The 25451-nt window shown below is 67.4% G+C and carries 22 protein-coding genes; 8 read left to right on the top strand and 14 right to left on the bottom strand.

The features are described 5' to 3' along the window. On the top strand, positions 1-1047 hold a 1047-nt coding region (locus tag PMI14_RS24560), incomplete at its 5' end, for a hypothetical protein (protein WP_007858443.1). A gap of 177 nt (positions 1048-1224) precedes the next feature. Here PMI14_RS24560 and PMI14_RS24555 read toward each other — a convergent pair. Together PMI14_RS24555 and PMI14_RS33710 are read right to left on the bottom strand one after the other, a co-directional pair. Beyond that, a complete protein-coding gene (locus tag PMI14_RS24555) occupies positions 1225-2880 on the bottom strand; it encodes a hypothetical protein (RefSeq protein WP_007858441.1) in 1656 nt (551 codons plus the stop codon). Positions 2881-3133: 253 nt separating this feature from the next. Further along, a complete protein-coding gene (locus tag PMI14_RS33710; protein WP_052024485.1) occupies positions 3134-5518 on the bottom strand; it encodes a PAS domain S-box protein in 2385 nt (794 codons plus the stop codon). Positions 5519-5832: 314 nt separating this feature from the next. Here PMI14_RS33710 and PMI14_RS24545 point away from each other — a divergent pair, with 314 nt between their 5' ends. Both PMI14_RS24545 and PMI14_RS24540 read left to right on the top strand, forming a co-directional pair. Beyond that, entirely contained in the window at positions 5833-7065 is a 1233-nt protein-coding gene (locus PMI14_RS24545) for an FAD-binding oxidoreductase (protein WP_007858438.1), read from the top strand. Between the two features lie 265 nt (positions 7066-7330). After that, entirely contained in the window at positions 7331-8110 is a 780-nt protein-coding gene (locus PMI14_RS24540) for a hypothetical protein (protein WP_007858437.1), read from the top strand. Positions 8111-8170: 60 nt separating this feature from the next. Here PMI14_RS24540 and PMI14_RS24535 read toward each other — a convergent pair whose 3' ends face one another. After that, positions 8171-8575 carry a hypothetical protein gene (locus PMI14_RS24535; RefSeq protein WP_007858436.1) on the bottom strand — a complete coding sequence of 135 codons (405 nt, stop codon included), beginning with the start codon at positions 8573-8575 and terminating at the stop codon, positions 8171-8173. Between the two features lie 218 nt (positions 8576-8793). Between PMI14_RS24535 and PMI14_RS24530 the strand changes: the two genes are divergently transcribed. The 3 genes from PMI14_RS24530 (at position 8794) to PMI14_RS24520 (ending at position 11838) form a co-directional block, all read left to right on the top strand. Continuing rightward, positions 8794-9546 carry a hypothetical protein gene (locus PMI14_RS24530; protein WP_007858435.1) on the top strand — a complete coding sequence of 251 codons (753 nt, stop codon included), beginning with the start codon at positions 8794-8796 and terminating at the stop codon, positions 9544-9546. 198 nt (positions 9547-9744) lie between these two features. Continuing rightward, a complete protein-coding gene (locus PMI14_RS24525) occupies positions 9745-11238 on the top strand; it encodes a M12 family metallo-peptidase (protein WP_007858434.1) in 1494 nt (497 codons plus the stop codon). A gap of 297 nt (positions 11239-11535) precedes the next feature. Then, on the top strand, positions 11536-11838 hold the full coding sequence (locus PMI14_RS24520) for a hypothetical protein (protein WP_007858432.1): 303 nt from the start codon (positions 11536-11538) through the stop codon (positions 11836-11838). Between the two features lie 110 nt (positions 11839-11948). Here PMI14_RS24520 and PMI14_RS35075 read toward each other — a convergent pair whose 3' ends face one another. From PMI14_RS35075 to PMI14_RS24480, 11 genes are read right to left on the bottom strand one after another with little or no spacing between them, the layout of a single operon-like run. Beyond that, positions 11949-12287 (bottom strand): hypothetical protein, encoded by a 339-nt coding sequence (locus PMI14_RS35075; protein ID WP_146187991.1) that lies wholly within the window; start codon positions 12285-12287, stop codon positions 11949-11951. 37 nt (positions 12288-12324) lie between these two features. Continuing rightward, entirely contained in the window at positions 12325-12861 is a 537-nt protein-coding gene (locus PMI14_RS35070; RefSeq protein ID WP_146187990.1) for a hypothetical protein, read from the bottom strand. Continuing rightward, positions 12851-13510, bottom strand: coding sequence for a hypothetical protein (locus PMI14_RS35065; RefSeq protein ID WP_157405908.1), 660 nt, complete (start codon positions 13508-13510; stop codon positions 12851-12853). Before PMI14_RS35065 ends, PMI14_RS35070 begins: the two co-directional genes overlap by 11 nt. Further along, on the bottom strand, positions 13477-14385 hold the full coding sequence (locus PMI14_RS24515; RefSeq protein WP_035205557.1) for a hypothetical protein: 909 nt from the start codon (positions 14383-14385) through the stop codon (positions 13477-13479). The genes PMI14_RS35065 and PMI14_RS24515 overlap by 34 nt, the downstream gene beginning before the upstream one ends. Positions 14386-14443: 58 nt before the next feature. Further along, positions 14444-15271: a hypothetical protein gene (locus PMI14_RS24510; RefSeq protein WP_007858423.1), complete on the bottom strand. Its 828-nt coding sequence runs from the start codon at positions 15269-15271 to the stop codon at positions 14444-14446. Next, on the bottom strand, positions 15268-15801 hold the full coding sequence (locus PMI14_RS24505; RefSeq protein ID WP_007858422.1) for a hypothetical protein: 534 nt from the start codon (positions 15799-15801) through the stop codon (positions 15268-15270). Before PMI14_RS24505 ends, PMI14_RS24510 begins: the two co-directional genes overlap by 4 nt. A gap of 11 nt (positions 15802-15812) precedes the next feature. Then, positions 15813-16772: a hypothetical protein gene (locus PMI14_RS24500; protein ID WP_007858421.1), complete on the bottom strand. Its 960-nt coding sequence runs from the start codon at positions 16770-16772 to the stop codon at positions 15813-15815. A gap of 3 nt (positions 16773-16775) precedes the next feature. After that, a complete protein-coding gene (locus PMI14_RS24495; RefSeq protein WP_007858420.1) occupies positions 16776-17216 on the bottom strand; it encodes a GNAT family N-acetyltransferase in 441 nt (146 codons plus the stop codon). Then, on the bottom strand, positions 17213-18598 hold the full coding sequence (locus PMI14_RS24490; RefSeq protein ID WP_007858419.1) for a hypothetical protein: 1386 nt from the start codon (positions 18596-18598) through the stop codon (positions 17213-17215). Before PMI14_RS24490 ends, PMI14_RS24495 begins: the two co-directional genes overlap by 4 nt. 2 nt (positions 18599-18600) lie before the next feature. Continuing rightward, on the bottom strand, positions 18601-18837 hold the full coding sequence (locus PMI14_RS24485) for a hypothetical protein (protein WP_007858418.1): 237 nt from the start codon (positions 18835-18837) through the stop codon (positions 18601-18603). 16 nt (positions 18838-18853) lie between these two features. Beyond that, entirely contained in the window at positions 18854-21148 is a 2295-nt protein-coding gene (locus PMI14_RS24480; protein ID WP_146187988.1) for a hypothetical protein, read from the bottom strand. A gap of 269 nt (positions 21149-21417) precedes the next feature. On the opposite strand from PMI14_RS24480, the gene PMI14_RS24475 reads away from it, so the two are divergent. Together PMI14_RS24475 and PMI14_RS24470 are read left to right on the top strand one after the other, a co-directional pair. Next, positions 21418-22242: a sulfotransferase gene (locus tag PMI14_RS24475; RefSeq protein WP_052024484.1), complete on the top strand. Its 825-nt coding sequence runs from the start codon at positions 21418-21420 to the stop codon at positions 22240-22242. Positions 22243-22271: 29 nt separating this feature from the next. Beyond that, positions 22272-25451 (top strand): FG-GAP-like repeat-containing protein (locus PMI14_RS24470; RefSeq protein WP_007858414.1); only part of this gene is annotated, 3180 nt, incomplete at its 3' end.

Here is a 25451-nt window from a genome sequence, read left to right as displayed (position 1 = left end):
GCCGTACAGGTGGCCATGGAGTTGGGGGTGCAGCCTACAGCGCTCATGCCGAACAACTCGGTGCAGGGCTGGCTGGCGCGGGTGCGGGCCGCCATGCGCGAGGCATGGGACAGGCTCACGAACAAACCGGAGCTGTTCGACAGCCAAGACCTGGTGGACCTGGCATTCGCGGTGGCGCAGCGGGAGAACCCGGCATATGCCAGCGAGTTCGACGGGCCCTCAACCCCTGCCACGCCAAGGCCGGGCATAACGGCCCAGCAAGCGCAGGACATTGTGGACAAGGCGCTTGATGGTCTGGGGATGCGTGGGGCGGTCACGCCAATGATCGTGCAAAACCCAACGGCTGCTGGTCTCGTCGCGCCTGAGAGCATGCCAAGTGGCGGGGTAAGTGAGGGAAGGCTCTATCTTTTCCTTGAGGGAATCAGGGATGAGGTTGAGGGGTTCAGGGTCGTATTCCACGAACTTTTTCATTTGGGCCTCAGTCAATCGGTCACATTGCAAGAATACCGCCAAACCATGCTGCATCTGCTGACAGATCCACTGGTGCGCAAATACGCGGCACGCTGGAAAAATTCGGAGGATGGACAGCACCGCCGCGGCTCAATGCCTGTGAATAACTGGCATGCGCTGGCCGTGGAAGAGGCACTTGCGGACATGGCTGAGGTGAACAAGGATCCGGGGCCCATACTGGCGATCGCCAAGGGCATCCCCGCTACACGTTCAGCGATGACAGCGTCCCCACCCAACCTGCCCCATCCGTTGTCCGGCACGGCACGGAATCCACCTCACCAGAACCAGTCGCTACTGTCAATGCACGAGTCGGAGACGCGCATGGATTACTATGATCCGGGCGGGCCGTTGATCTGGGAATCGGAAGAGCAGAGCGCGCTGGTCGAGGCGGCGTTGGCCCTGACGGAACGGCCGCAAGTACCTCAAGGCACGGTAGTGGTCGCTTCTCCTTTCGTGAACCCGCCCAACCCGACGATGGATACTCTGCGGGCACCGCACAACCGGCCAGAGCAACTGCCGGCAGAGCGCGCCGTGTAGGAGCGGGCCAAGGAGGGCGCGCGGCACCCCGGGCCACTCTCGTGGGACTTGGAATCGCCAAGCGCGTCGAGCTTCCCGGCGGCCAAGCCCTTGTCGGTGAACGGGTAGATTCGCCAGAGCAACTGTGCCTGCCGGCCGTTCAACGGCTGCGGCCCATGGCGTACCACCCGCCCTCCTCTACCCGCCCGTACGCTTCCACACCAGCCCCAGCGCCTTGAACTTCTGCCAGGCCGTGGCGCGTTCGTCCGAGAGCACGTCGAGAAAGTCCGACAGGCGTTTGGACTTGGCCATGGTGTAGACGGTCAGCGAGGTGGTCAGCACGAACACGATGGCGAAGATTGCCAGCTTGCGGCCCAGGGGGGCGTCGGCTTCGGCCAGCAGGTTCATGCCCAGGAAGCCCGTGGTCACGGTGCCGATCAGGCCGAAGATGGTCACGACCGTGAGCCGCACGACGGTATTGGCCTGGCGGCGCAGGCTGTCGGCGTCCAGGTACTGGTTCATTTCGCCGATGCGCTCCTTGACCTCCGTGTACAGCGGGTCCAGCCCGAGGTGGTTGGCGCACATGCGGAACAGGGCGCGCACCTGGGCCTGTTCGGACACTTCGTGGAACCAGTAGCGGTGCGTGAAACGCAGAAAACCGGCAAAGCTGTCGCGGATGGTGCGCTTGAAACGGCGCACGCTGGCGGCATCGGCAATGTCCAGGTCTTTCAGGGCCTCGGCCAGCCGGTCCGAGAACATCAGCAGCGCCGCCTTCTGGAAATGCGCGATCAAGAAGAGCAAAAAATGCTGGTGCCTGAACTGCGCCAGCACGCCCCGGTCGCGGCAGACATAGAACGGGCTGCCGGCATCGCCCAGCACCAGCAGCGAATGGCCGCTGCACAGGTAGCGCGTATTGGGGGCGGCGCCGCTGCCGCTCCAGAAGCGGTCGTAGCAGAAGCGCTTTTCGAAGTCGTCCAGGTACTCTTCGGCGTAGGGCAGGCCGGTGCCGTCGCCGGACATGGGGGCACCGGTCACCAGGCCAAGGCGCACGAAGTCGCTGCGGCTGAGTGCGCGCGGGTCGTCCAGCGCCAGAAAGGCCAGCTGCGGCATGCGGTAGTACTCGATCTGGCGGTAGCGCAGGGGGCCGCTGCGCTCGGAATGGTCGCTCACCAGCGGCTCCAGCAGCCAGGCCCAGTGCGCCGCGATGCGCGGGGCGCGGTGGCTGCTGACATGGGCCATGAAGAGGTCGCGCTGGTTGGCATCGGACTGGGCCAGCACCTGCCCGGCGGCGTCCAGCCACTCGGCGCTGTACAGGCAGTGCTGGGCATGGCCCTGCGCATCCCAGCCGGCGGGGTAGCCACGGCCGAAGCGGTACAGCAGCTCCTGCGCCTGGTCGAGCGCCAGGTCGCGGGCGCTGACCTCGACATTGAGCAGCACCAGGTCCAGGTCGAGAAAAAAATACAGGTCCACGTGGACGATGTCGAGCATGATCGGCGCGTCGCCGGGGCGCAGCACCGCCCGCACGGCGCTGACGTCGCTGCGCCGGAACACCCGCATCGGCGAGCCGGTGGCGCTGCTGCCTGGCTGGCTGCGGCCTTCGCCATACAGGAACCGCTGCACGTAGGGCAAAAAGGTGACGAACTCGTTGTAGTGGCGTTCGTGAAAGCGGCTGCTGTCGCCCGTGAATTCGTCCACCACCTCGCGCCAGGGCGAGGCCTCCTCGCCCATGTCCGCCAGCAGTTGCCAGGGCTTGGCGTGCCGGCCTTCGAAGCCCCGCACCGGCATCAGGCGCAGGGGCCACAGCAGAACCTGGCGAAACTCCCGCACGCAGACGGGATGGGAATCAGCTGGCATGGGCAGGTCTTTCGTCGGGGTCGCGGGTTTCGTGGCAAGGCACCAAGGGCTGGACTGTAGCGACGATGCTACCCAAAACAGAAGGGGGATGGGGTTGCACAGCACTGTGCTGCAGGCGCCGCCATGCGTGTGCCAAGCCTGCGCGCCATGGCTGCTGCTGCTACAAGCCCCGGCGCGTGGTGATTACCCGGGGGTGCCTGCCGCCTATGGCCACTGACTGCACCGAGGCGCGGCAACTCAGGGGCCAGCCATTTCAGGCGCGCCTGCCCCGCCCGGCCGCCTTGGCGCGGTACAGCGAGGCATCGGCCCGCTCCATGAGGCCGCGCCAGCCGTCGTCGCCCGCAAAGGCCACGCCCACGCTGGCGCCGATGAGCACCCTGCGCCCTCCCAGGTCGAAGGGCTTGGCGGCGGTGGCCACGAGCTTGTCGGCCACCTGCTCGGCGGCGGCGCGGCCGGGCATGCCGCCCAGCACCACCACGAACTCGTCGCCGCCCACGCGGGCCACCAGGTCCATGGGCCGCACCAGGGCCAGGAAGCGCGCGGCCACGGCCTGCAGCAGCTGGTCGCCCACCGGGTGGCCCCAGGTGTCGTTGACGGGTTTGAAGCGGTCCAGGTCCACGTACAGCATGGCCACGCCGTGCGCCTCGCCAAGCGGTATGCGCTGCAGGTAGGCCTCCAGGCCCTGCCGGTTCACCAGGCCGGTGAGGCCGTCGCGCTCGCTCAGGCCGATGAGGCGCGACTCGCGCTGGCGGTGGATGGTCACGTCGTCCAGCACGGCGATGAAGCCGTCGGGCGTGCCGCCCTCCGACTGGCGGGGCACGAGGGTGATGGCCATGTTGCGCTGGCGCCCGCCCAGGTTCAGGTCCAGCTCGAACGAGGTGGGCTCGCCGCCCTGCGCCTTCTGGATGTGGGCCATGCTGCCCTGCAGCTCCTGGATGGGCATGACCTCGCCGATCTTGTGGCCCACGATCTCCGCGCGCGAGGGGCCCACCAGCTTTTCGAAGGCGGAGTTGACGAACTCGTAGCGGCCTTCGCGGTCGACCACGGCGATGACATCGGGGATCGCCTCGGCAATCGAGCTCAGCGTGCGCTGCTGGCGAAACAGGTCGGCGCGCGCGCGCTGCTGCGCCGAGATGTCGCGCATCACCGCCGTGTAGCGCACCACCTGGCCGGTGGCGTCCTTGTGCGACAGCACCGAGTGGTCCACCGCGATCGGCTGGCCGGCCACCAGCACAGTGCTTTCGCCCATCCACACGCCGGTCTTGTGCACCGCGGGCATGACCTCGTCGCGGTAGCGGCGCGTGGTCTCGGGCGTATTGAAGTCGATGAAGCGGTGCTGCGTGACGTCGTAGCCGGCATCGTAGCCCTGGGCCTGGCGCGCGGCCGGGTTCATGTAGGTCACGCGGCCGTCCTTGTCGGCCTGCACCACGTAGTCGGGCGTGGCCTCCAGGATCTGGGTGAGCATGTGCAGCGATTCCTCGGCCCGCTTGCGGCCGGTGATGTCCTGCAGCGCGCCGACCACGCGCACCGGCGCGCCGTGTTCGTCGTACTCGGTGTTGCCGATGGCGCGCGCCCACACGCGCCGGCCATCGGGGGTGCGCAGAGGGGCTTCGATCTCCCACTTCTGGCCGTCCTCGATGCCTTGCTCGAAGGCGGCGATGAGCCGCTCCTGCGCACCCTCTTCGTAAAAGCCGACCACACCGGGCAGCGTGGGCACGAAGTCATCGTCCACGCCGTGGATGCGCCGCACCATGGGCGACCAGTGCACCGTGCTGGCGGGCAGATCCACCGTCCACGAGCCCACCAGCGCGAGCTCGCCGGTGCGCTGCAGCAGGTCCTGGTTGGCGCGCAACTCGCGCTCCACCGCCTGGCGCTGGCTGGTGTCGCGGATGAAGGCCGTGGCGCCGATGCCGCCAGCCATGCGCAGCGGCGCGATGGACAGCTCCACCGCCAGGCGGTGCCCGTCCTTGTGCAGCGCATCCACCTCGAAGCGCCGGCGCAGCACCGGGCCTTCACCCGTGCGCTGCAGCCGCGCCATGCCGTAGAGGTGGGCGCTGCGCATCTCGGGCGGGATGATGAGCTCGTGCATGGGCCGGCCGATGGCCTCGTCGTAGCTCCAGCCCAGCGCGGCCTGCGCCTGCGGGTTCCACTCGGTGATGAAGCCGCCGGGATCGATGCTGACGAAGGCGTCCTGCGTGCTGGTGAGCATGCTGTGCAGTGTCTCGTCGCGCGCAGGCCCATCCGGCGCTTCGCTGTGCAGGGTGCCCTTGGCCAGCAGGCCGGGCACCGGTGCCAGCGGCTGGCTGCCCAGCGCCATGCGTGCATCCCAGCGCGGGCGCTGGTTGGCAAAGGCGCTGTGCGTGCTGCGGATGGCGCTGGCATCGTCGAGCGTGCCCACGGCCACCTCGACCACGCCGGGCTGCGCATCCTCCAGGCGAAACAGCTGGCTGCCGCACTCGGGGCACAGCTGGCGAGCCCCGTGGTCGGACGAGCGCCAGGTGTGCAGCGCGCCATACACGCGCAGGGTGCCCCTGTCGCCACCGACCCAGACCATGCCGGCACCGCCGGAGGCCCTGCGGCAGGTCTCGCAGTAGCACACCGCGGCCTCCAACTCCAGCGCATGCACGGCGTACTCCACACGGCGGCAAGCGCAGTGGCCTCTCAATACAACGGGAGCCGTCCTCATACGCAACCTTTGTCCCAGGGGCGGGGATCGACACAAACGGCCCTGCGCGGCGCGGGTCCGTGGTGGAAAGGTAACCGGTCTTGCCGCCCGGCCTTGTAGGACAGCTCCTATCCGGGCCGACTGTATCGCGTTGGTGTGGCATGGCAAGTGGCCAATGTCAGTGCGCGGTGGCCGCGGGCAGCGATTGCCGATACGGCAATCGAGGGTTCGAAAAACAGCGCAACGCAGTGGGTGTACCTGGCGCGGGCCGGCACAATAATCACCCCATGGAAACCATTGTTCTCGGCGCCGGCATGGTCGGCGTCAGCACCGCCCTGGCGCTGCAGCAGCGCGGCCACGCCGTGACCCTCGTCGACCGCAAGGCCCCGGGCCAGGAGACCTCGTACGGCAATGCCGGCATCATCCAGCGCGAGGCCGTGCAGCCCTACGCCTTTCCGCGCAACATCGCCACGCTGGCACGCATCGCCACCGGCCTGAGCAACGACGCCCACTACCACTGGGGCGCCGTGCTGCGCCTGGCGCCGCAGTTGCTGGGCTACTGGGCCGCGTCGGCGCCTGGGCGCTACGCGCCCATCGCCCAGGCCTACAGCCGCCTGATCGCGCACTGCCTGACCGAGCATGGCGGCTGGATTGAAGCGGCCGGCGCCGCCGACCTGGTGCACAGGCAAGGCTGGATGCAGCTGTACCGCACCGCCCCGGTGTTCGACGCGGCCGCCACGCAGGCCCGGGCCACCGCGGCAGCGCACGGCCTGGCCTGCCAGGTGCTGGACACGGCGGCCCTGGCCGCCGCGCAGCCCGTGCTGCAGATGCCGCTGGCCGGCGCCGTGCACTGGCAGGACCCGTGGACCGTGCGCGACCCCGGCGAGCTGGTGGCGCGCTATGCGCGGCTGTTCGTGCAGCGCGGCGGGCACCTGGCCACGGGCGACGCGATGGCGGTGCGGCAGGAGGGCAGCGGCTGGGCCGTGCAGGTGGACTCTGGCAGCATCAGCGCGCAGCACGCCGTGATTGCCCTGGGCCCCTGGGCCGGCGCGCTCACCACGCGCCTGGGCTACCGCCTGCCGCTGTTCAGCAAACGCGGCTACCACCGCCACTTCGCCGGCGGCCCCAGCCTGAACATGCCCGCGCTGGACATCGAACGTGGCGTGATGCTGGCCCCCATGGCGCGCGGCCTGCGCCTGACCACCGGGGCCGAGTTCGCGCTGCTGGACGCCCCCGCCACCCCCGTGCAGTTGCGCCGCGCCGAGCAGTCCACACGCGAACTGCTGCCCCTGGGCGAGCCCGTGGAGGCCACGCCCTGGCTGGGCGCCCGCCCCTGCACCGCCGACATGCTGCCCGTGCTGGGCAAAGCGCCGCGGCACACGGGCCTGTGGTTCAACTTCGGCCACGCGCACCAGGGCTTCACCCTGGGCCCGGTCACGGGGCGCCTGGTGGCCGAGCTCATCAGCGGCGAGGCGCCATTCGTGGACCCGGCGCCTTATTTGGCGCAGCGGTTTTTGTAACGGCGCCGGCCGCGCGCGCGGCACCTGCCCCCCACCCTACTCCGCTGCCCGCAGGGCGCTCGGCGATGAAGCCTGCCTGCATCACCCATATTGGCGATTGTGGTGATCGCTCCATTGCCTTGAAATCAAGAAACCAATGGATACAAGTGTGTCCATATGGACACATGTGTTTCGCACGCATCTTTCTTTGCTTTTCTCTCTACCACCTGCCGGCCACCACAACCCCAAGAAGCCCACGCCGGCGCAACCTCGGTTCACCACTGCCATGCTCCTCACCCGCACGTTCAAGCAAATTGCCGCCGCCGCTGCCATCGTCGTCGCCAGCCTTGGCGCCGCCAGTCCCGCATTCGCCGACATCACAGCATCGGCTACCAGCAGCGGCTCATCGAGCGCCTACACCTTGGTGGCCCGCATCACGCCCGAGGCACAGTACCTGGGACGTGGCAAGCTGTACTTCGTGATACTGCACGGCTCGCAGATCTACGTGCTGTCCGAGACCCGCGGCTTCATCCCCTACACGGGCGGCGAGCCTGCGGCCTACCGCACCATCACCCAGGCCACCGAAACCATCACCGTGCAGGGCTGGAACACCACCGCCCAAGCCGGCGCCTCCGTCTTCGTGGGCTTTGGCACCGATGTGATGGACATGATCAACAACGGCAGGTTCAAGCAAGTGGCCACGCTGCCCCAGGCACCTGCACCGACGCCGACGCCCACGCCCCCCGTCGTGACCAACCCCTATGCGGTACACAACGGCAGCTACGTGTGCTACGACGAGTACGGTCGCTCGGGCTCCATCACCGCCTCGTTCACCGCCAGCGCCACCACCATCGATGTGACCCGCTTGTCGAATATCCCCGTGTACTCCTACAGCCTGCCGGCAAGCACCATCCTCCAGGAGCCCGGCTACCGCATCTACCACAGCACACCCTACCCCCTCAAGCTGGTCATGCTCAAGCTGTCCGGCGGCTCGTACAGTCTGGCGGTCGGCTACCAAGGCAGTACGTACAGCAGCGAAATCATGTACGCCTGCACCAAGCTCTGACCAGGGCCGCGCGCCGGGCACGCTGCCCACGGCCTGCCAGCGGCCGTGGGCGGGAATCCCCTACACATTCACCGCCGCCCCATCCACCGCCCAGCGGCATTCCGCCATCCAGGTGGGCAGTGCGGGGTCGCGCACCACGGGCGCCAGGGCGCGCAGCGTGGTGTTCATCTGGCTGTCGAACCAGTGCAGCTTCTGCTCGGCGAACTGGATCGACGACAGCGCCTGCAGTACCAGCTTGCCACCCTCTTCCACCGGCAGCGGCAGCGCCGCGTTGAACGCCATGTCCAGCGACGGGTGCTCGCGCACCAGCTCCTGCAGGAAGGCGCATGCCGCATCGATGGCCTGCGCATGCCGCGCATGGAAGGCCGGGCTCATCTCCTGCGCGCCCAGGAACTTGGCAACGCCCGCGAGCGACTCGAACGGGGTGGGCAGGCGGGTGGGGGTGGGGGTCGAAGGGATGGGCATGGTGGCGGTCGGCAGGTCGAAGGGATGGCAACGGCAACAGGGCGCAGGCACCATGGCAGGCGCGCCATGCCACAGTATGCGCCCACCACAGGCCCGTCGGCCCCGGCAGGGTGCAAAATGCATTGCGCGTGCGTGCGTGCGCGCCAACAGCAGCGCCCTACCCCACGTAAACCACAGGCAACGCCACCGCGTTGAATGGCTTGTAACCGGACACCACCATGCTCCCTACCTTGCGCACCCTCGTGGTCAGCGCCGCCCTGGCACTGGGCCTGGGCGCCGCGCCCGCCTTTGCCCAGATCACCACGGTGGCCACCACCATCAGCGGCAGCACGCAGGCACTGAACTTTGCCGTCAGCGTCAGCCCCGAGTCGCGCTTCCTCGGCCAGGGCAAGCTGTACTTCGTGCTGCTGCACAACGGGCAGTTCTACCTGCTGTCCGAGACGCGGGGCTTCGTGCCCTACACGGGCGGCGAGATCCCCGAGTACCGTACCGTCCGCCAGCCGACCGAGACCATCGCGGTCAACAACTGGAACACCCGTGCGCAGCTGGGTGCCGCCGTCTTCGTGGGCTACGGCAGCGACTTCTGGGAAATGCTGAACAGCGGCCGCTACCGCCAGGTGGCCACCCTGGCGGAGTACCCCATCCCGCCCGGCGCGGGCGACCCCTACGCGGCCTACAGCGGCGCCTACCTGTGTTCCAGCGACACGGGTGCCACGTACAACGCCACCGCCACCTTCACGGCAGCACAGGCGGTGATGGACACCTCCCGTATCAACCCCATCCCGGTCCCCAGCCTCAGCCTGCCCTTCGACGGCCTGGGCAGCAGCGGTGACCGCATCTACGCCAACCGCGGCTTTCCGCTGTACCTGGTGTCGCTGGACACGGCCGCCGGCGCACGCTACCCGCTGGCACTGGCCTACCAGGCCAGCGATTTCAGCGCCTCGTACATCTTCGTGTGCGCCCGGCGCTGAGCGCGCAGCCACCCCGCATCGCGTCTGCCACGCGCCGTCCAGCCCCGCCCGGCGACCGCCTGTCGGCGCGCAGCGCCATGTCGTGACATTTGGTTTCACGCCACAGCGCGCACGACACCCCGGTGATAGATTCGCGCCTCGCCCGCCCCCGTGCCGGGCGCTAGCCGCCCGATCCCACGCCAACCCATCCCGAACGACATGGCCGTTACCGTCTCCGACCTGCAGAACATGCGCTTTTCCGGCAACCCCCAGGCAGATGCCCTGCTGGGTGGCACGCCCATCTGGAACTTCTGGCCCGACGGGCGCAAGGTGATCTACTACACCTTCGACGCCAGCGCCGGCAGCGAGGCGACCAAGAAGACCGGCAGCGCGGTCACGGGCTTCAACGCCGACCAGAAACAGTCCACCCTGCAGATCCTGCAGCATGCTTCCGCCGTCACCGGCATCGTCTTCACCGAGGTCGCCACCTCGGCCCAGGCCGACCTGCACTTCGCCGCCACCAACCTGCAGGGCCCCTCCACCGCGGGCCTGGCATCGTCGGGCTATGGCTACAGCTACTCCGGCCCCAACCAGACGGTGAACTCGCTGAACATCGAGGCCGTGGTCTACCTGGACAACGTGGAGCACGCCGGCATCAACAACCGGCCCACGGCCGGTGGCGCCGGCTACGAAGTGCTGCTGCACGAGGTGGGACATGCGCTGGGCCTGTCGCACCCCTTCGACTCCTCGCACCCCCTGCCCGCGGGGCAGGACAACACCAACAACACCGTCATGTCGTACACGCATGCCGGCCCCGCCAAGACCACCTTCCAGGCCTACGACCTGCTCGCGCTGGACTGGCTCTACGGCCGCGATGGCCTGGGGGGCACCTACGGATTCAACTCCACCAAGGGCCCGACGCTGACCTTCGATACGGCGCCGGCGCCCGCGCCAGCCCCCGCTCCAGCGCCTGGCCCTGCCCCGGCACCCTCGCCCACGCCAGCCCCGGCCCCCAAGCCACCGGCCCCCGCACCGACGCCGACGCCGGCCCCCACGCCCCCCAAGCCAGTACCGACGCCCAGCAACCCCAACCAGCCCAGTGGCACCCAGGGCACGGCCGACGCCGACCTGTTCAACAGCAAGCCCGCCAGCGAAAGCTTCACCGGCGCCGCTGGCGTGGACACCCTGCTGGTCCACGGCGCCCGGGGCGGCTACACCCTGCAGCCCACCGGCAGCGGCACCTGGCGGCTCAATGACAAGGGCGCCGGCCTGGACGGCATCGACACCCTGCAGCAGATCGAGCGCGTGCGCTTTGCGGACCACTCCGTGGCACTGGACCTGGACGGGGCCGCCGGCACCGCCGCGCGCCTCATCAGCACCCTGCTGGGCTCCAACGCGCTGAACAACCGCGGGCTGGTGGGTGCCGTGATCAAGGCAGTGGACGAATCCGGTGCCACACCCCAGCAACTGGCAGAGCTGGCCCTGGCCGCCGTGGCCGGCCCCTCCGCCACGCCCGAGCAGGTCGTGGCTCTGCTCTACGCCAACCTGTTCGGCACCGCGGCCGATGCCGCCACCGTGCAGAACCTGGCGGGCCTGCTGCAATCGGGCAGCTACACCGGCGCATCGCTGACCTGGGCCGTGGCCAGCTCGGACCTCACCGCCAGCAAGATCAACCTGGTGGGGCTGAGCCAGACGGGGCTGGAGTACGTCTGAGGGCCCTGCCGCGCGCCGCCGCCGGGCCTGTGGCCAGGGCGGGTAACGGCGCGTGCGCAGCAAGCAAGGCCCGCGTCGCCTCTGGCGCCAGATGGCGACGCCCCCTTTTTGGGGGATATCGCCCGCCAGCGATTTGCGCTCCAATCACTTTCGATGTTCCAAGGCAAGCATTGTTTTGCCAGGGGCAGACATGCTCGCCCCGCGCGCGCCAGTCCCCGGGGAGCAACCGTACCCCGCTGGAGCCATGGCCCCCGGGGCACAACGCCTGGCCAACCCAGTGACTGGGGCATACCCAACGTGATTACCGCACTCTTCGAATTCACCCGCGCCGGCGTCTGCAGGTTTACGCCCAGCGTATCCGCCTCCACGGACGCCCAGGCCGTGCTGCTCAACTGGGCCCTCATGGCCAACGACCGCTCATTCCGCGCGGTGCTCGACCTGCCTGACCGTCTGGTGGCCGAACTCAGCTGGAACGAGCGGCACGACACCGCCCAGCGGAACGACCTCGACTCCTGGGCCCACCGCCTGGACGTCACCGTGTCCAACGCACTGCGCATGTCGCAGGTCGACCGGCCCATCGCGCGGCCCCTGGCGGCGTAAAAGGCCTTACCCGCGCCAGGCACTGCCTGAGCCAGCCCGCCCCTCCCCCTGCAAGCACTTGGCAGGGCCTTATCAGACCGCCGTGGCAGTGAACAAAGCGGCCAGCCAGGCTACTCTGGATAGCTTGCCTTCCCTCCGCCAATGAAGACGGGGCCTTCACACCGGACCACGAATCCGCTCGACCGGTCGCGAATCTCGAGCCCTTGCTCTCCTTCTGGCATGGCCACCATCTCGCATTGGACATCACAGCCAGACCAGCGAACCGGGCCACTTATATACACGCATTGCACAAATGTCACGCCAATGAAGTCCGTCGAACCGCCACTGCGCTGCAATCCGATGGTAAACCGGTCATGGCCATTGACATAGCCGGCAAAGAAAGCGTTTTCACCGCGCCACTCCGCAAAAAATGAGGCCAACCCATCCATATCTTTCTTTTTAAAATTCACTGCTTCACCTCTCATGAAACCGCTTTGGCAGAACCTTTCAGCAACCCAATGATTGGCATGCCTCTGTAGGGGCTGTCGGCAGGGGTTTTTTCGACGCGCTCCAGGACATGCCGGACAAATCGATTGATGATTTCCTTTTTTTATTCCGGTTGTTATTAGAAAGAAATCTCAAACAATCAGCAAGATGAATGGAAAAATCAATATCCCCTTCTCGCCGGTAGACTTCACCCCACAAATCCTTTTCAAGAGCTGCCCACGGAAATCGTGGGAGCATATGGCGATACCAGTAGCGCAGCTCAGGAAGCCTCGTGACCTGAAAGCTCAGCCGAAGAGCCCTTTGCATCAGTACCCGGTCACGAACTGCTCGCCTGAAAACACGAAGTCCCATGGAGTTCACTTTTGACACTTCGTGCGTCAGCAAAAAATCCAGGCACTCCCAAGCACACTCTCTTTCAGCATGGTTCACATATTGGGAAATGCCATTCTCCATTCGACTATCTATGGCATGAGACCCAATAGCTCGCCGAATCTCATCGATCGAAGAAAAACACATTCGACCCGCCTTAATAGTCATCGTGACGATCCTCAAATTTATCGAATGGCAATCTGAATTCTTGTGCCCAATCAGATCTTACCGGCTCCGGCCTGTAGTGCCCAGATGAATTCGTCCATCGAACAAGTGTTCCTTTGCTGTTCTTTCCTGATCCAAATTTTATTTTTTCAGCGTACTCCACCGGCTGCCCTCGCGCAATGTCGATATGCCCTTGCTTCTCTTGACCACCAGCCAGTCCAACGAAGATCTGTCCCCCTTGAATTACATAGTTGCAGGTTCCTTTTGCTGTCAGAGGCTCACCGGAGCCATGGATTTTCCACCGGCCATCACTCCCCTGCCTTAGCTCACCCCTCTTCAGCCTGCGCGGGTCGGGCTGGTCCGTGAACAAATTTACAAACTGCCCATCGGCATTTCGCAGTTGAGGACTGCTGCTACCAACAAGTAATGGTGCGGAGACAGCATCCGTTTCTTGCTGCGTCGGCAAATTGCCTGCAGGTGGAGGTTCTCCAGGGGGATCCTCACGGGCCAGCACGGAATGGAGTGCTGGTGGATGTGGGGAATCCAAGGAAGCGGCTTGCGCAAAATCCGGTGACGCCAGCAAACCCATTGCCAGAGCTGCCTCGTGCACCGGCACCATCATTCCTTCAGAGAACCGTTTCGCGTCGCGCACGCCACCTGCGAGCAGCCCCGCCTCAATGGCATCTGGATCGCCACGCACAGCAAGCATGCCGGACGCAAGCTCAATGATCTGGTGCCAACAGGTGCGGCGGGCGGCACGCCCGTGCCGTTGCGCCCAGGCAAGGAAAGCGGCAACGCCGCCAACGCCCGTTGCGCCTGCGCTGCTTGCTCTGGAGCCACCAACAGGCTGCGGTCAAACAGGAACACCTTGTCTACGCCTGCCTTGCCCAGAAAAGTTTCCAGCGCACGGGGATCACCCTCCACGCTCAGCGTACCTTTGTCGGCAAAGGGGTCTTTCTTGAACACCTCCCAGGCTTCGCCAAAGCTCTTGGCCTCCAACACCGCGCGCACCTGCGGCCGCGTGGTCATGCGGCTTGCGGCATCGGCCAGGGCGCCGGCCTCAGCCGTGTCGACTGCCATACCACCAAGCCGCTGGGAGGCGTGCGCGATATAGGTGCGCAGGCCCTGCGCCTGGGCGCTGTCGCCCCGGCCTTCGCCTACCAGTTGGGCCAGCATCTCCTGGCGCTGCAGCAACTGGTGGGCCGCGGCGCTGGCGTTCATGGCCTGCAGGCTGGCGGAGGCGTTCGTTGCGCCGGCAAAGACTTCGTCGCGCAGTTGCGTGAACTCATCGCCCAAGCGGCCGAGCAAGCCCTTGCGTGCGGGGGCCTTGGGCGCGGCATTTGCCATGCTGCGCGCAACGGGCGGCGCATCCGCCATGATCGATTGCACAGGGGCATCACCCGGCCGGGCCGCGCTCGGACGCCAACCGCCGTTCACAGGCACTGTGGGCGCCGCGTCCAGCCGCGAGGAAGGCGACTGCTGCACGCCATCGCCCGGCCCCAGCGCCACCAGCTCGAACTGGGCCAATCAACGTCTGCGTCGAAAACGCCCGGCGCATCCAACAGCTCAAACCGGGACCAGTCCATCACCGCGCCTTTGCCTGCAGTTCAGGCCGGCCATTGCGCACCACGTACTGCGGGCCATTGGCATCTCGGACCACCGCTCCGTCGCGCGGCGCGGACGAGAGCGGCCGGTTCAGCTTGGCGCCGGTACCTGCCAGCGAGCCGGGGCCAGTCCCTCCATTGGCGACGGAGCCCATGGGCTGCAGAACCGCCTCCGTCCCAGGGCGCACACCTGGCCGCTCGGGCTGCGGGGCACTGCCGCGTTGGAAAGCCGCGACCGCATCGAAGGGCGAGCCGCCGCCCTGCTCCACCGCCACGGCGCTGGCTTCGGCCCTGTCGTTCAGGCCGAACTGCCGCTCTCCACGCGCATGCGCGTCGAGCTTGCCCGGGTCCAGGAACAGCGTGTACAGCCGCTGCAACGCCTGGGCGCCTTTCTCGCGGTCGTAGGCGGCGCGCTCCAGCGTGGTGGTGGGTGGGGCAGCGCCCATGTCACCAGCGCGGTCGTAGCGGGCAAAGTCGCCCGCGGTGGGTGCCACCGCGTTCATCACGGGCATGCCAAAGCCCACGTCGGCCAGGCGCAGGCCGGCGTCTTCATCCATGGCACGCACGCGGTTGACCAGGTCCTGCCGCTGCCCAGGCGTCTGGGCGCGGGCAGCCTCCTCCATCAGGTTGAAGCCTGCGCGGCTGCCCACACCACCAGCACGCCCGGCCATGCGCTCCGCAGTCTGCTGCTCTTGCAGCTGCTGCAGGGCGCGCTGCGCCCGCAGTTTTTCTTCATCGGCAGCCATGGACGACATGCCGGCGCCCACACCCTGCAGCGTGCCGCCCAAGAGGTTGGCGAAAAAGCTCATTGCATACCCCCTTGCGCCATCTGCGCGAGATTCATCCCTCGCGGACCTGGTGCTGGTGGTGGCTGCTGGCCGCCCTTCTGCTGCAACTGCTCGGGGGATGGCATCAGCCCCTCATCCGCGTCCATGCGCATGTACTCGGCGATGGACTCCTGCATCACCTGCTGCAGGAAGGGCTCCAGCTGGTCGTCGGGCACCAGGCCGGCGTCGTTGGCGACACCCGCGATGTCCTTCACCAATTGCACCCCCGCATGCAACAGCACTGCCGGGTCCACAGGCTGGCCCGCCTTCTCCGAATCCATGGCCAGGAAGCGCAGCGTTTGCGTGCCCATGCGCACGGCAGCCTCCACAGGGTCGGCCTCCATCGCTTGGCGCCACTCCTGCGCCTGCTCGCCCATGATCTGGCGGGCGCGGCCCAGCAGCATGCCGAACTGGGCTTGCTGCTGGGCGGTGGGCTGCTGCTTGCCGCCGGTGGTGCCGGTCGTGGGATCGGCCTCAGGTGCGCCCTGCTGGGCCATTTCGTTCAGGTTCATGGTGGTAGTCCTTAGGCGACGCGAATGCCGGAGGTGCTGTGGTACTTCTTCTTGGCGAACTCCAGCTGTTCCTTTTGGGCCTTGCTGTTGGCCGCGGAGGTCAGGCCAGCACCCACGCCCTGAACGATCGCGCCCATGCCTTTCTCGCTGGTGGCCATCTTTCCGAGCCGGTCGAAGAAGCTGCCGGCCTCGGGAGCCGCTTTCGCTGCGGTGACTGCGCTCTTCGCCGCCGAGTCGAAGGCAGACATTCCTGCCTCCTTGGCCGCAGCCTGCGCGGCGGCCTTTGCCCCCGCAGCGTTGGCGCTGGTGGCTGCTGGGGCCACCGGACTGGCCGCCGGCGCGGAAGCCGCTGGAGCTGCTGCTGCGGGCCGCGAGGCGCCGGACAGGTCGGCCGTCCTGGATACCTCCGCGATCTCCTTCGTATCGGTGCCGGTAACCTGTGTTCCCTTCATCAGGTCCACACCCTGGGTAGATGTCGGAGTGGCCGCGGCAATACCCACGCCATCCGATGCGAGCTTGCCCCCCGCTGCCTGGTTGGCCAGGTTGAACGTGTTGTCAGCCATATCGAGACCGTTCGTCGCCAGGAGGGAAGATGCGTCGCTGGTACTGCTGAGCGCCGAGAAGCCATCCGACACCAATCCGCCAGCCGCATTGAACACGTTGTCAGCTGCGTCCAGACCGTTGACGGCCATGGCGGAGGAAGCATCAGTGGCCGCAGCTGCTGCATCCGCCCCGCCCCCTCCAAACCCACCATTCACTGCGCCGTACACCGCCCCGGCAATGTTCGCGATCATCACCAGATCTTCCCCGAACACCTTGGAGGCCGCCTTGTTGATCTTGTTGTTGAGTCCTGTCACCTGAAAAGCCACGGACGCAATGGCGGTCACCGCGGTAGCAGAGATGCCGACAGCAGTGCCGATGGCCGCAGCGGCGCCGGTGTAGGACAGAAGGATGGGAACGATGATGGCCATGGATCAGCTCTCCAGTGCGGACACGTAGGCCGTGCCCATGACGTCAAAGCCGCGGCGGGCCATGACCTTGGTGAATCGGGTGGGGTCGGCGATGCCGGCGTAGTCGTGCACCACCAGCTGCACCGCGCGCATGCGGATGGCCCAGTCGCGCAGGGCGGCCAGCAGGCGCAGACCCGAACCGTCCTCGGCGAACCACAGCAGCTCGTAGGCCGTCTGGCGGCGGTTGAAGAGGCCGGGCTGCACGATGCCGGCGATCAGGCCGTGCAACTCCCCGCCGGACTCGCTCACGAACACCGCGCCGGCCAGGCCGTGGATCACGCACAGGAACGACGCCTGGACGTGCTCCAAGTCCACGGGCTGGTGGGCGAACTGGCTGGCCGCATGCTCACGCAGGGCCAATGCCACCAGGCCGGGCAGGTCATCGCGGGTGGCGCGGCGGATCAATTCGGACCTCCTGCTCCGCCACCTGCATCGCCGTCTGGCACTGAGGGTGCCGCTGGTGATGGTGCCGCTGTCGGAGGCGACGTCGGCATGGCAGTGAGCAGCCAGCTGTCCGGCGTGATGCCCAGGTACGAGGCCTGGTTCCCCAGACTCTTGTTGGTCATGGACACCACGCTGTCGATGGCTTCCTTCTTCTGCTCCGGCGACATGTCGCTGGTCTGGATGCGGAAGATCTTGTCAGTGCCGTCGTTGCGCAGGTTGGTGAGCGTGTTGCGGCCGTCCAGGGCCGTCTGCTGGTTGGTCTTCTTTGCATCGGCGTCGATCTGCATCTGGGTGCGCAGCACGCTGGTGTCGGGCTGCACGCTAGCTGCGCGCGATGCCGCCTCCAGCTGCGCGATCGCCATCTGGTTCTGCGCCGCGAACTGGTCGCGCGCCGACTGGTAGCCGTTCTGGACGGCATCGCGCTCCAGCGTGAGCTGCTGCTGGCGGTCCAGCATCTTGTACTCGCGGTCGAACTGCTGCTGGGCCGCCCACTCGTTGGCCTGCACGTTGAAGTCGGCCATGTAGGCGTCGCGCACGAACTGGTTGTTGTCGCGCGCAAAGGTGTTGGCCGTGTTGGCGTTGAACTCGCCGGCGCGCGCATAGGTGCTGGCGTCCTGCTGGGCAATGGGCATGGCCGCGTCGTACATGGCCGAGTCGGCCGCCGTCAGGGCCATCGAGCTGTTGAGCAGGCCGCGCGTGTTGGCCGTCTGCAGCGCGCGGGCGCGGGCCTGCTGCATCAGCGGGCTGTCGTCGGCAATGATCTGCTGCAGCTGGCTGCGCACCGTCTCGTTGGGCGCCACGTCCCAGCGCGTCGCGCCCTGCAGCTGCGACAGGTTGATGCCCGTGGTGGGCGGCTTCTTCGTGCCCTTGGTCCAGCCCTTCTGGGCATCGTAGGTGTAGTCGTGGTAAGGCTTTTCGAGCCCGCCCTGCGTGCCGTAGCCGCCGATGGCCGAGTCCTCGGCCGACCAGCCGTAGATCTGGCCGAACTGCTTTTGTGTCAGGCCCATGCCGCTGGCCTGCTGCGCCGCCTCCTGGCTGGTCTTGCCCACGGACCACTGGCGCGCCGTGCCGATCTCGTCGGCGGTCAGGTCGCGCCCGCCCTCCCAGCCCGAGGACACCGGGGCCGCAGCCACGGCGGGCACGGGCGCGGGGGCTGGCGTGGATGCCGAGGTGTAGGCGCCGGCATCGGGCGTGCTGCCCCAGGCCTGGCGGGCCAGGTTGAACTGGTCCTGCGTCACGCCGAAGTTCTTGGCACCGGAGTCGAAGATATCGGCATCGCTCATGCCGCCGGCCTTGGCGCTGTTGTAGGCCGTGGTGATCTGGTCTTGCGTGTATCCCGCCATGGTCAATATCCTTTGCTGCGGTCGGTGGTGCCGCGCTGCTGCGCCTGCAGGGCAATGCGGCCGGGCAGGGCAAGCAGGGCCTGCAGCTCCTGGATGGCGGCCTGCGCGGCGCGTATCTCGGTGTCGCTGGAACGCACGGTGGTGCACACCGTGGTCAGCTCGGCCATGCGCTCGGCGGCGTAGGCCTCCACACCGCGCCAGACGGCCGTGGCGGGGTTGATCTGCTCCATCCAGCTCATGTGAAATTTCCTCCGGTCATATCCCCCTCCCGTTCATGGCGGCGAACTGCATCTCGGCGTTCAGCATCTGCGCGCGGTTGTCGCGGTCGGCCTGGCGGTCGGCCAGCACGGCGCGGGTCTTTTGCACCTCGAAGGCCTGGCGGCGCTGCACCTCGGCCTGACCGGTGCGCTCGCGTGCGGCGCTGCGTGCGGCGTCCAGCGCCATGCGCTGCTGCGCCAGCTCGCGCTGGGCCAGGCTTTCCTCGCGGCGCAGCTGCAGGCGGGCCTTTTCCAGCTCGCCCTCCATGGCGGCCTGCTCGCGCTGCTGGGCCACACGGTCGGCGCCGGGGTCGCCCTTACCGCCCTGGCCCGGGGGCTGCTGCGCCTCGGCCTGCTGCATGCGGGCGATCTCCTGCTCGGTGGGCAGCACGCGGTCGGGGTCGAGCTTGAAGGCGCGCGCAAACTCGCGCATCAGCCGCATCTGGTTGCTCGGCGGCAGGCCCATGGCCTGCGCCGTCTGCATGAAGGCCTGCAGTCGCTGCGCCTGGCCCTCCAGCTCCACCAGCGCGGCAATGCCCAGCGCGCGCACGCGGCTGTCGCCCTTGATCTCGGCCTTCTCGCTGTACTGCATGTTCCAGTCGAAGAAGCGCGTGATCAGCGGCGTGACGATGTCATCGTCCCAGTTGCGCACCGCGCGGCGCACCCACAGGTTGGCCGCGTTGTAGGCAATGCTCGCACCCGTGGCGCTCTGCATGTAGTTAGGCGCCTCGCTGCCCTGCAAAAAGGCCGGCAGCGTGCCCACCTCTTCGATCAGCTGCTTGCTCATGCCGAAGATCGCCTGCAGCTCTTGCAGCCGCGCGTCGATGGCGATGAACTGGATGCCCTGGCGCGCGTCCGAGCCCGGGCGCTTGTTGCGCCAGAACTTGCCCGGCGCCATGCGCCAGGAGCCGTCCACCGGCTCGATGGCCTGGTCGTCCACCACCACCTGGGGCAGCACGCACAGGCCCATGTTGTCGTGCATGGCACGGAACGCGCTGTTGGCGCTCTCCTGGTTGTCGCGCACCTCATACGGCATGCCAAAGCCGAAGATGCTGGCCTCGTCCATCTGCCAGGTGAACACGCTGTAGGGGTGCTCGTTGCTGTCGAGCGGGTTCAGCGCCGCCTTGAGCACCTCACCCTGGCTGCCGAACCAGACCACGCCGGTGTAGGTCTTCAGGGGGTCGTCCTCCACCGCGCAACCGCAGTCGGCCAGGTCCTGCGCGCTGATGGGGCCGTGGTACTCCCACACCTCGTAGCGCAGGTCCTTGGCGCCGCTGGCGCCGCTGATGGCGCGCAGCCGCTCGCGGTGGTTGTGGGTGGGCGTGGTCGGTTCGGCGCCCAGCATGCGGCGCAGCGCGTCGGCGTCCACATCGGGCATGTCCTGCAGGTCGGCCGCCTCCTGGCGCGTGAGGTAGTGGCGCTCGAACACGAACTCCGCCTCGCGGATGTGCGTGCTGCTCATGTCGGGAAAGAAGTTCCAGATGTCCACGCGCGATGCCTGCGGCAGCGGCTTGCGCGTGAGGCCCATCACATACGCCCCATCGCCCTGCCGCGCCCAGCGCTTGGTGGTGCGGAACATGGGCACAGGGCCCTTGATGACGCCCGTGCCATACAGCACCGCATCATGGATCACGTCGCGCGCATGGCGCGGGTAGCTGCATTCGGCCAGCTGGTCGTCGATCTCGCGCTGCATGGCATCGCAGCGCTTGGTGGCCTCGTCCAGCATCTGGCCGATGGCCTGCTGGATGCCGCCGGCCGTGAGCATCTGCCCCTCGGGCGACTGCATGGGCGTGTCGGGTGGCAGTTGCCCGGCCAGGCCCAGGGCCTCGTCCAGGTCGGGCACGGGCGTGGGCTCGATCACATAGCTGCGCTCCTCGCTGGGGAACAGCATGTCGAACAGCCGCGCCTCCACCAGCCCGCACAGCCGCCGGGTCAAGGGCACGAAGACCCGGCTGCCGTACTCGCCCTCGTCGCCGAACATGCCCGGGTCGTACTGCCCGTTGAACTGGCGCACGTCCTTGTACCAGCGCTCCTCGGTCACCTGGCGCTGCTGCACCTGCTCCTGCGCCAGGGTGAGCAGCCGCCGGCCCAGCGCGCCCACGCGCACGGCGCGGACCTCGGCCTCGCGCCGTTGCTGCGCGGCATCGGCCTGGCTCGCCTCGGCCAGCAGAGCCACCACTTCGTCGACCCCCATGGCACCGCTCGCAACCAGGGCGGTGATGTCGTCGGCGGCTTGGCTCGGCAGCCCCTCTGCAAGGGCTGAGGGCGGATAGGAAAGCGGTGAAATAGGCATGCCCGCAGTGTTGCCAGGCGGGGCGCGCCGGACAACGCGCGGCATATATGCAGGCGGGCCTCGGCCCTGCCCCTACTTCGGTAGGGTTTACCACTTGGTAAGGCCCCGCTACAACCCGTGTCATGTGTTGCCAATCATTGGCGGCGCTGTCGGCAAGCCTGGCCCCGCATCGCCAGGCTTGGCGCCTTGAACATACACGTGAAAAAAACGCAACGGCGCCCGCATGGGGTTGCGCGGGTGCGTTTCGTTTTCTGGGCCTCTGGAAATTTGTGCACAAGTACCACTTCATCACCGGCCTGCCACGCGCAGGCTCCACACTGCTGTCGGCCCTGCTGCTGCAGAACCCGCGCTTGCACGCCGGCATGACCAGCCCGGTGGGCGGCCTGGTCTCGGCCAACCTGCGGTTGATGAGCGCCGGCGGGGAGCTGTCACTGATGATCGACGCCCCCCTGCGCAAGAAGATCCTGGGCGGGCTGTTCGATGCGTTCTATGGCGACATCGATCGGGAAGTCATATTCGACACCAATCGCCTGTGGTGCGCCAAGATGCCCATGATCACCAGCATGTTCCCACAGGCGAAGATGATCGCCTGCGTGCGCGACATCCCCTGGATCATGGACAGCCTCGAGAACCAGCTGCACAAGAACCCGTTCGAGAACACCAAGCTGTTCGCCAGCGAGGCCGAGCGCCTGACCATCTACAGCCGCATGGCCGCGCTGGCCCGCCATGACCGGCTCATCGGCTTTCCCTGGGCGGCCCTCAAGGAAGCCTACTACGGCCCCCATGCGAGCAATCTGCTGCTGGTGGACTATGACCTGCTGGTGCGCGCGCCGCAGAGAGTGCTGGAGCTGGTCTACCACTTCATCGGCGAGCCCTGGTTCGACGGCCATGACTTCGACAACGTCGAGTACGACGCGCCGCAGTTCGACGAAGCCCTGGGCATGGCCGGCATGCACCAGGTGCACCGCAAGGTGGCGCCCCGCGACCGCCAGACCCTCCTGCCGCCCGACATTGTCGAGAAGTACCAGGACATGGCCTTCTGGCGCACGGACACCCGCAGCGCCGCCAGCGTCATCAAACCCACCACGCATTGATCGACTGACCGATCCACGAAAGCCCACGCATGGCACTCGCCTACACCAGCGGCCAGACCCTCTGGTCCTACTCGAACACCACCGACAACTCCAGCGCCACCACGGCCCGGTTCATTGATCTCGATGGCGATGGCGACCTGGACATCTTCATCGGCGTGGAGAAGGCCGCAGGCAACCAGCCAAGCCAGATCTGGAAGAACGACGGCGCCGGCAACTTCAACCTGCACCAGAGCCTGCCAGCGGCGCGCATCGTCCAGTCATGGCTGGTCAACCTCGATGCCGATCCCGAGCTGGAACTGGTCACCCGCTCCTACCAATCGCCCTTGCAGATCTGGCAGAACAACGGCTCCGGTACCTTCACCGCGGGCGGGACCATCGGCAGCGGTGTGCAGACCGCCGATATCGCCGACCTCGATGGCGACGGCGACCTGGATGCCTTCGTCGGCATCTTCCAGGGCAACTACGCGGTTTACAAGAACAACGGCTCCGGCGCATTCACGCTGTCATCCAGCCCGGCGAAGGTCTCGGACCCCCAGGTCGCGACGCTGGTGGACCTGGACCGGGACGGCGACAAGGATGCCGTGGTCGTCGAAGACAACGCCGTGCGCATTCTGACCAACAATGGCAGCGGCGTCTTCACCCAGCACAGCAGCTTTGGCGACGCCTTCGGCGGTGCTGCCCTGTCGGCGGACCTGACGGGCGATGGCCACGCCGACGCCCTGGTGAGCGGCGTGAACGGCGCCAGCGCCAACCTCACCCTGTTCCAGAACAATGGCAGCGGCGCGCTGGGAACCCAGCTGCATGCCTTCACCCGGGCCGAGGCACCGAACGCCTTCGCCGACGTGGATGGCGACGGCGACCTCGACGGCCTGGGCCAGAAGATCATGCTCAACAACGGGGCCGGCGCGTTTTCCGACTCCGGGGTGGTGCTGCAGGACCCGGCCTTCATGTACCAGGGCTCGCCCGTGACCGGCCGGGCCCTGGCGGCCGGTGACGTGGATGGCGATGGCGACACCGATGTGGCCGTGGCCTTCTATGCCGGCGACTGGACGGTTCCCCTCTACGCGGGTGCCGTCAAGCTCTACCTGAACAATGCCGTGCCCGCCACCAATGCCGACGGCACCCTCACCGCCGGCACCGGGGTGAGCGAGCCCGTGGGCCTGCCCAGCTCCGCGGACACGGCCGCAGAAGCGGTCGACGTGTTCGACTTCAAGCTCACCGACGGGGGCGGCAGCGACGGCCTGGCGCTGGGGGTATCGCAGCTCAAGGTACATACCTCGGGCACTGGCGACTTCAGCAAGGTGACCTGGCGCCTGAGCGGGCCCGACGCCACCAACGTGGTGGGCACCTACAACGCCGGCACCAACGAGATCACTTTCGCGGGGCTGGCCATTTCCGTGGCCAACGGCGGCAACGAGACCTACAAGGTCAGCGGCTTCTACAACAACCGCACCGGGCTCACCGACGGGCAGACCTACATCCTGTCCATCGATGGCGATACCGATCTCACGCTCGCCACAGGCGGCACGCGCATGGCCAGTGGACAGGCGGCGGTGAACAATGGCGCGGGCAGTACCGTCAGCGTGGTCAACGAGTCCCCCACCAACATCGCGCTCTCGCCCACCAGCGTGGCAGAGAACACCTCCACAGCCATGCCGCTGACCATCGGCGCGCTCACCACCACCGATGTGAATGCGGGCGACAGCTTCACCTACAGCATCGTGGGTGGTGCGGATGCGGGGCTCTTCGCCATCAGCGGCGGCAACCTGCAGTTCCGGGCCGGCACCGTGCTCGACCACGAGGCCCAGGCCAGCTACGCCGTCACCGTGCGCAGCACCGATGCGGGCAGCCTGAGCGTGGACAAGGCTTTCACCGTCACGCTGACCAACGTCAACGAGGCCCCCACCGTCGCCACCCCCCTCCCCGACCAGGCGGCGCAGGCCACCCAGGCCTTCAGCTTCGCCTTCGCCTCCAGCGCCTTCGCGGATGTGGACGCCGCCACCACGCTGACCTACACGGCCACGCTCGACGGCGGCGGCGCCCTGCCGGGCTGGCTCAGCTTCAACCCCGGCACCCGCACCTTCAGCGGCACCCCGGCCGTGGGTGATGCGGGCACACTGCAGGTCAAGGTCACGGCCAGCGATGGCAGCCTGAGCGCCAGCGACACCTTTGCCCTGGTGGTCACCGCCGCCCCGTCGGTCAGCAGCATCGTGCGCACAGGCGGCTCGGCACTGACCAATGCCACCAGCGTGGACTACACCGTCACCTTCAGTCAGCCGGTGAGCGGCGTGGACACCAGCGACTTCACCGCGACAGGCGTCGGTGCAACGGGCAGCGTGGCAGGCATCAGCGGCTCGGGCAGCACCTACACCGTGACGGTCGGCAGCGTGAGCGGCGACGGCACCCTGCGCCTGGACCTCAATGGCAGCGGCACGGGCATCCAGAACGGCTTGGGCATGGCCATCACGGGCGGCTACACCGCAGGCGAGGCCTACACCATCGACACCGTCGCCCCCGCAGCCTCGTCCCCACCCGACCTGGATACCGCCAGCGATACCGGTGCCTCCAGCACCGACAACATCACCAGCACGATCACCCCCACCTTTACCGGCACGGCTGGGCTGAACGCGGACGTCACCCTGTACGACACCGATGGCACCTCGGTGCTGGGCAGCACCACCGCCGATGGCGCGGGCAACTGGTCCATCACCAGCATTGCCATGGCCACGGGCGCGCACACGCTGACCACCAAGGCCTCGGACGCGGCGGGCAATTCGAGCGCGGCCTCGCTCAGCCTGTCGGTCACCATCGATCCCACGGCGCCAGCCTTTGCCTCGGCCACGGTCAACGGCAACCAGCTGGTGCTGACCTGTACCGATGCGGGCACGCTCGATGCGGTCAATGCCCCCGCGCCCGGCAGCTTCACCGTGATGGTGGGGGCCACGCCCAATGTGGTCACGGCGGCGGTGGTGAATGCCGCGGCAAAGACCGTGACCCTGACCCTGACCACGGCCGTGACCAATGGCCAGGTGGTGACCGTGGCCTATGCCGACCCCAGCGGGGCCAATGACGCCAACGCCATCCAGGACGCGGCCGGCAACGATGCCGCGACACTGGTAGCCACGGCGGTGACCAACACCACCCCGGCACCCGATCCAGGCCCCGGCAGGCCGCCTGCCACCCCCATCGACGGCGTGCCCGTCACCACC

It is taken from the genome of Acidovorax sp. CF316, assembly GCF_000276605.1.
In the GTDB taxonomy this organism is placed as follows: Bacteria; Pseudomonadota; Gammaproteobacteria; order Burkholderiales; family Burkholderiaceae_C; genus Acidovorax.
The sequence above is the reverse complement of the archived record's forward strand: the minus strand, read 5'-3'. Positions and strand labels throughout refer to the sequence as shown.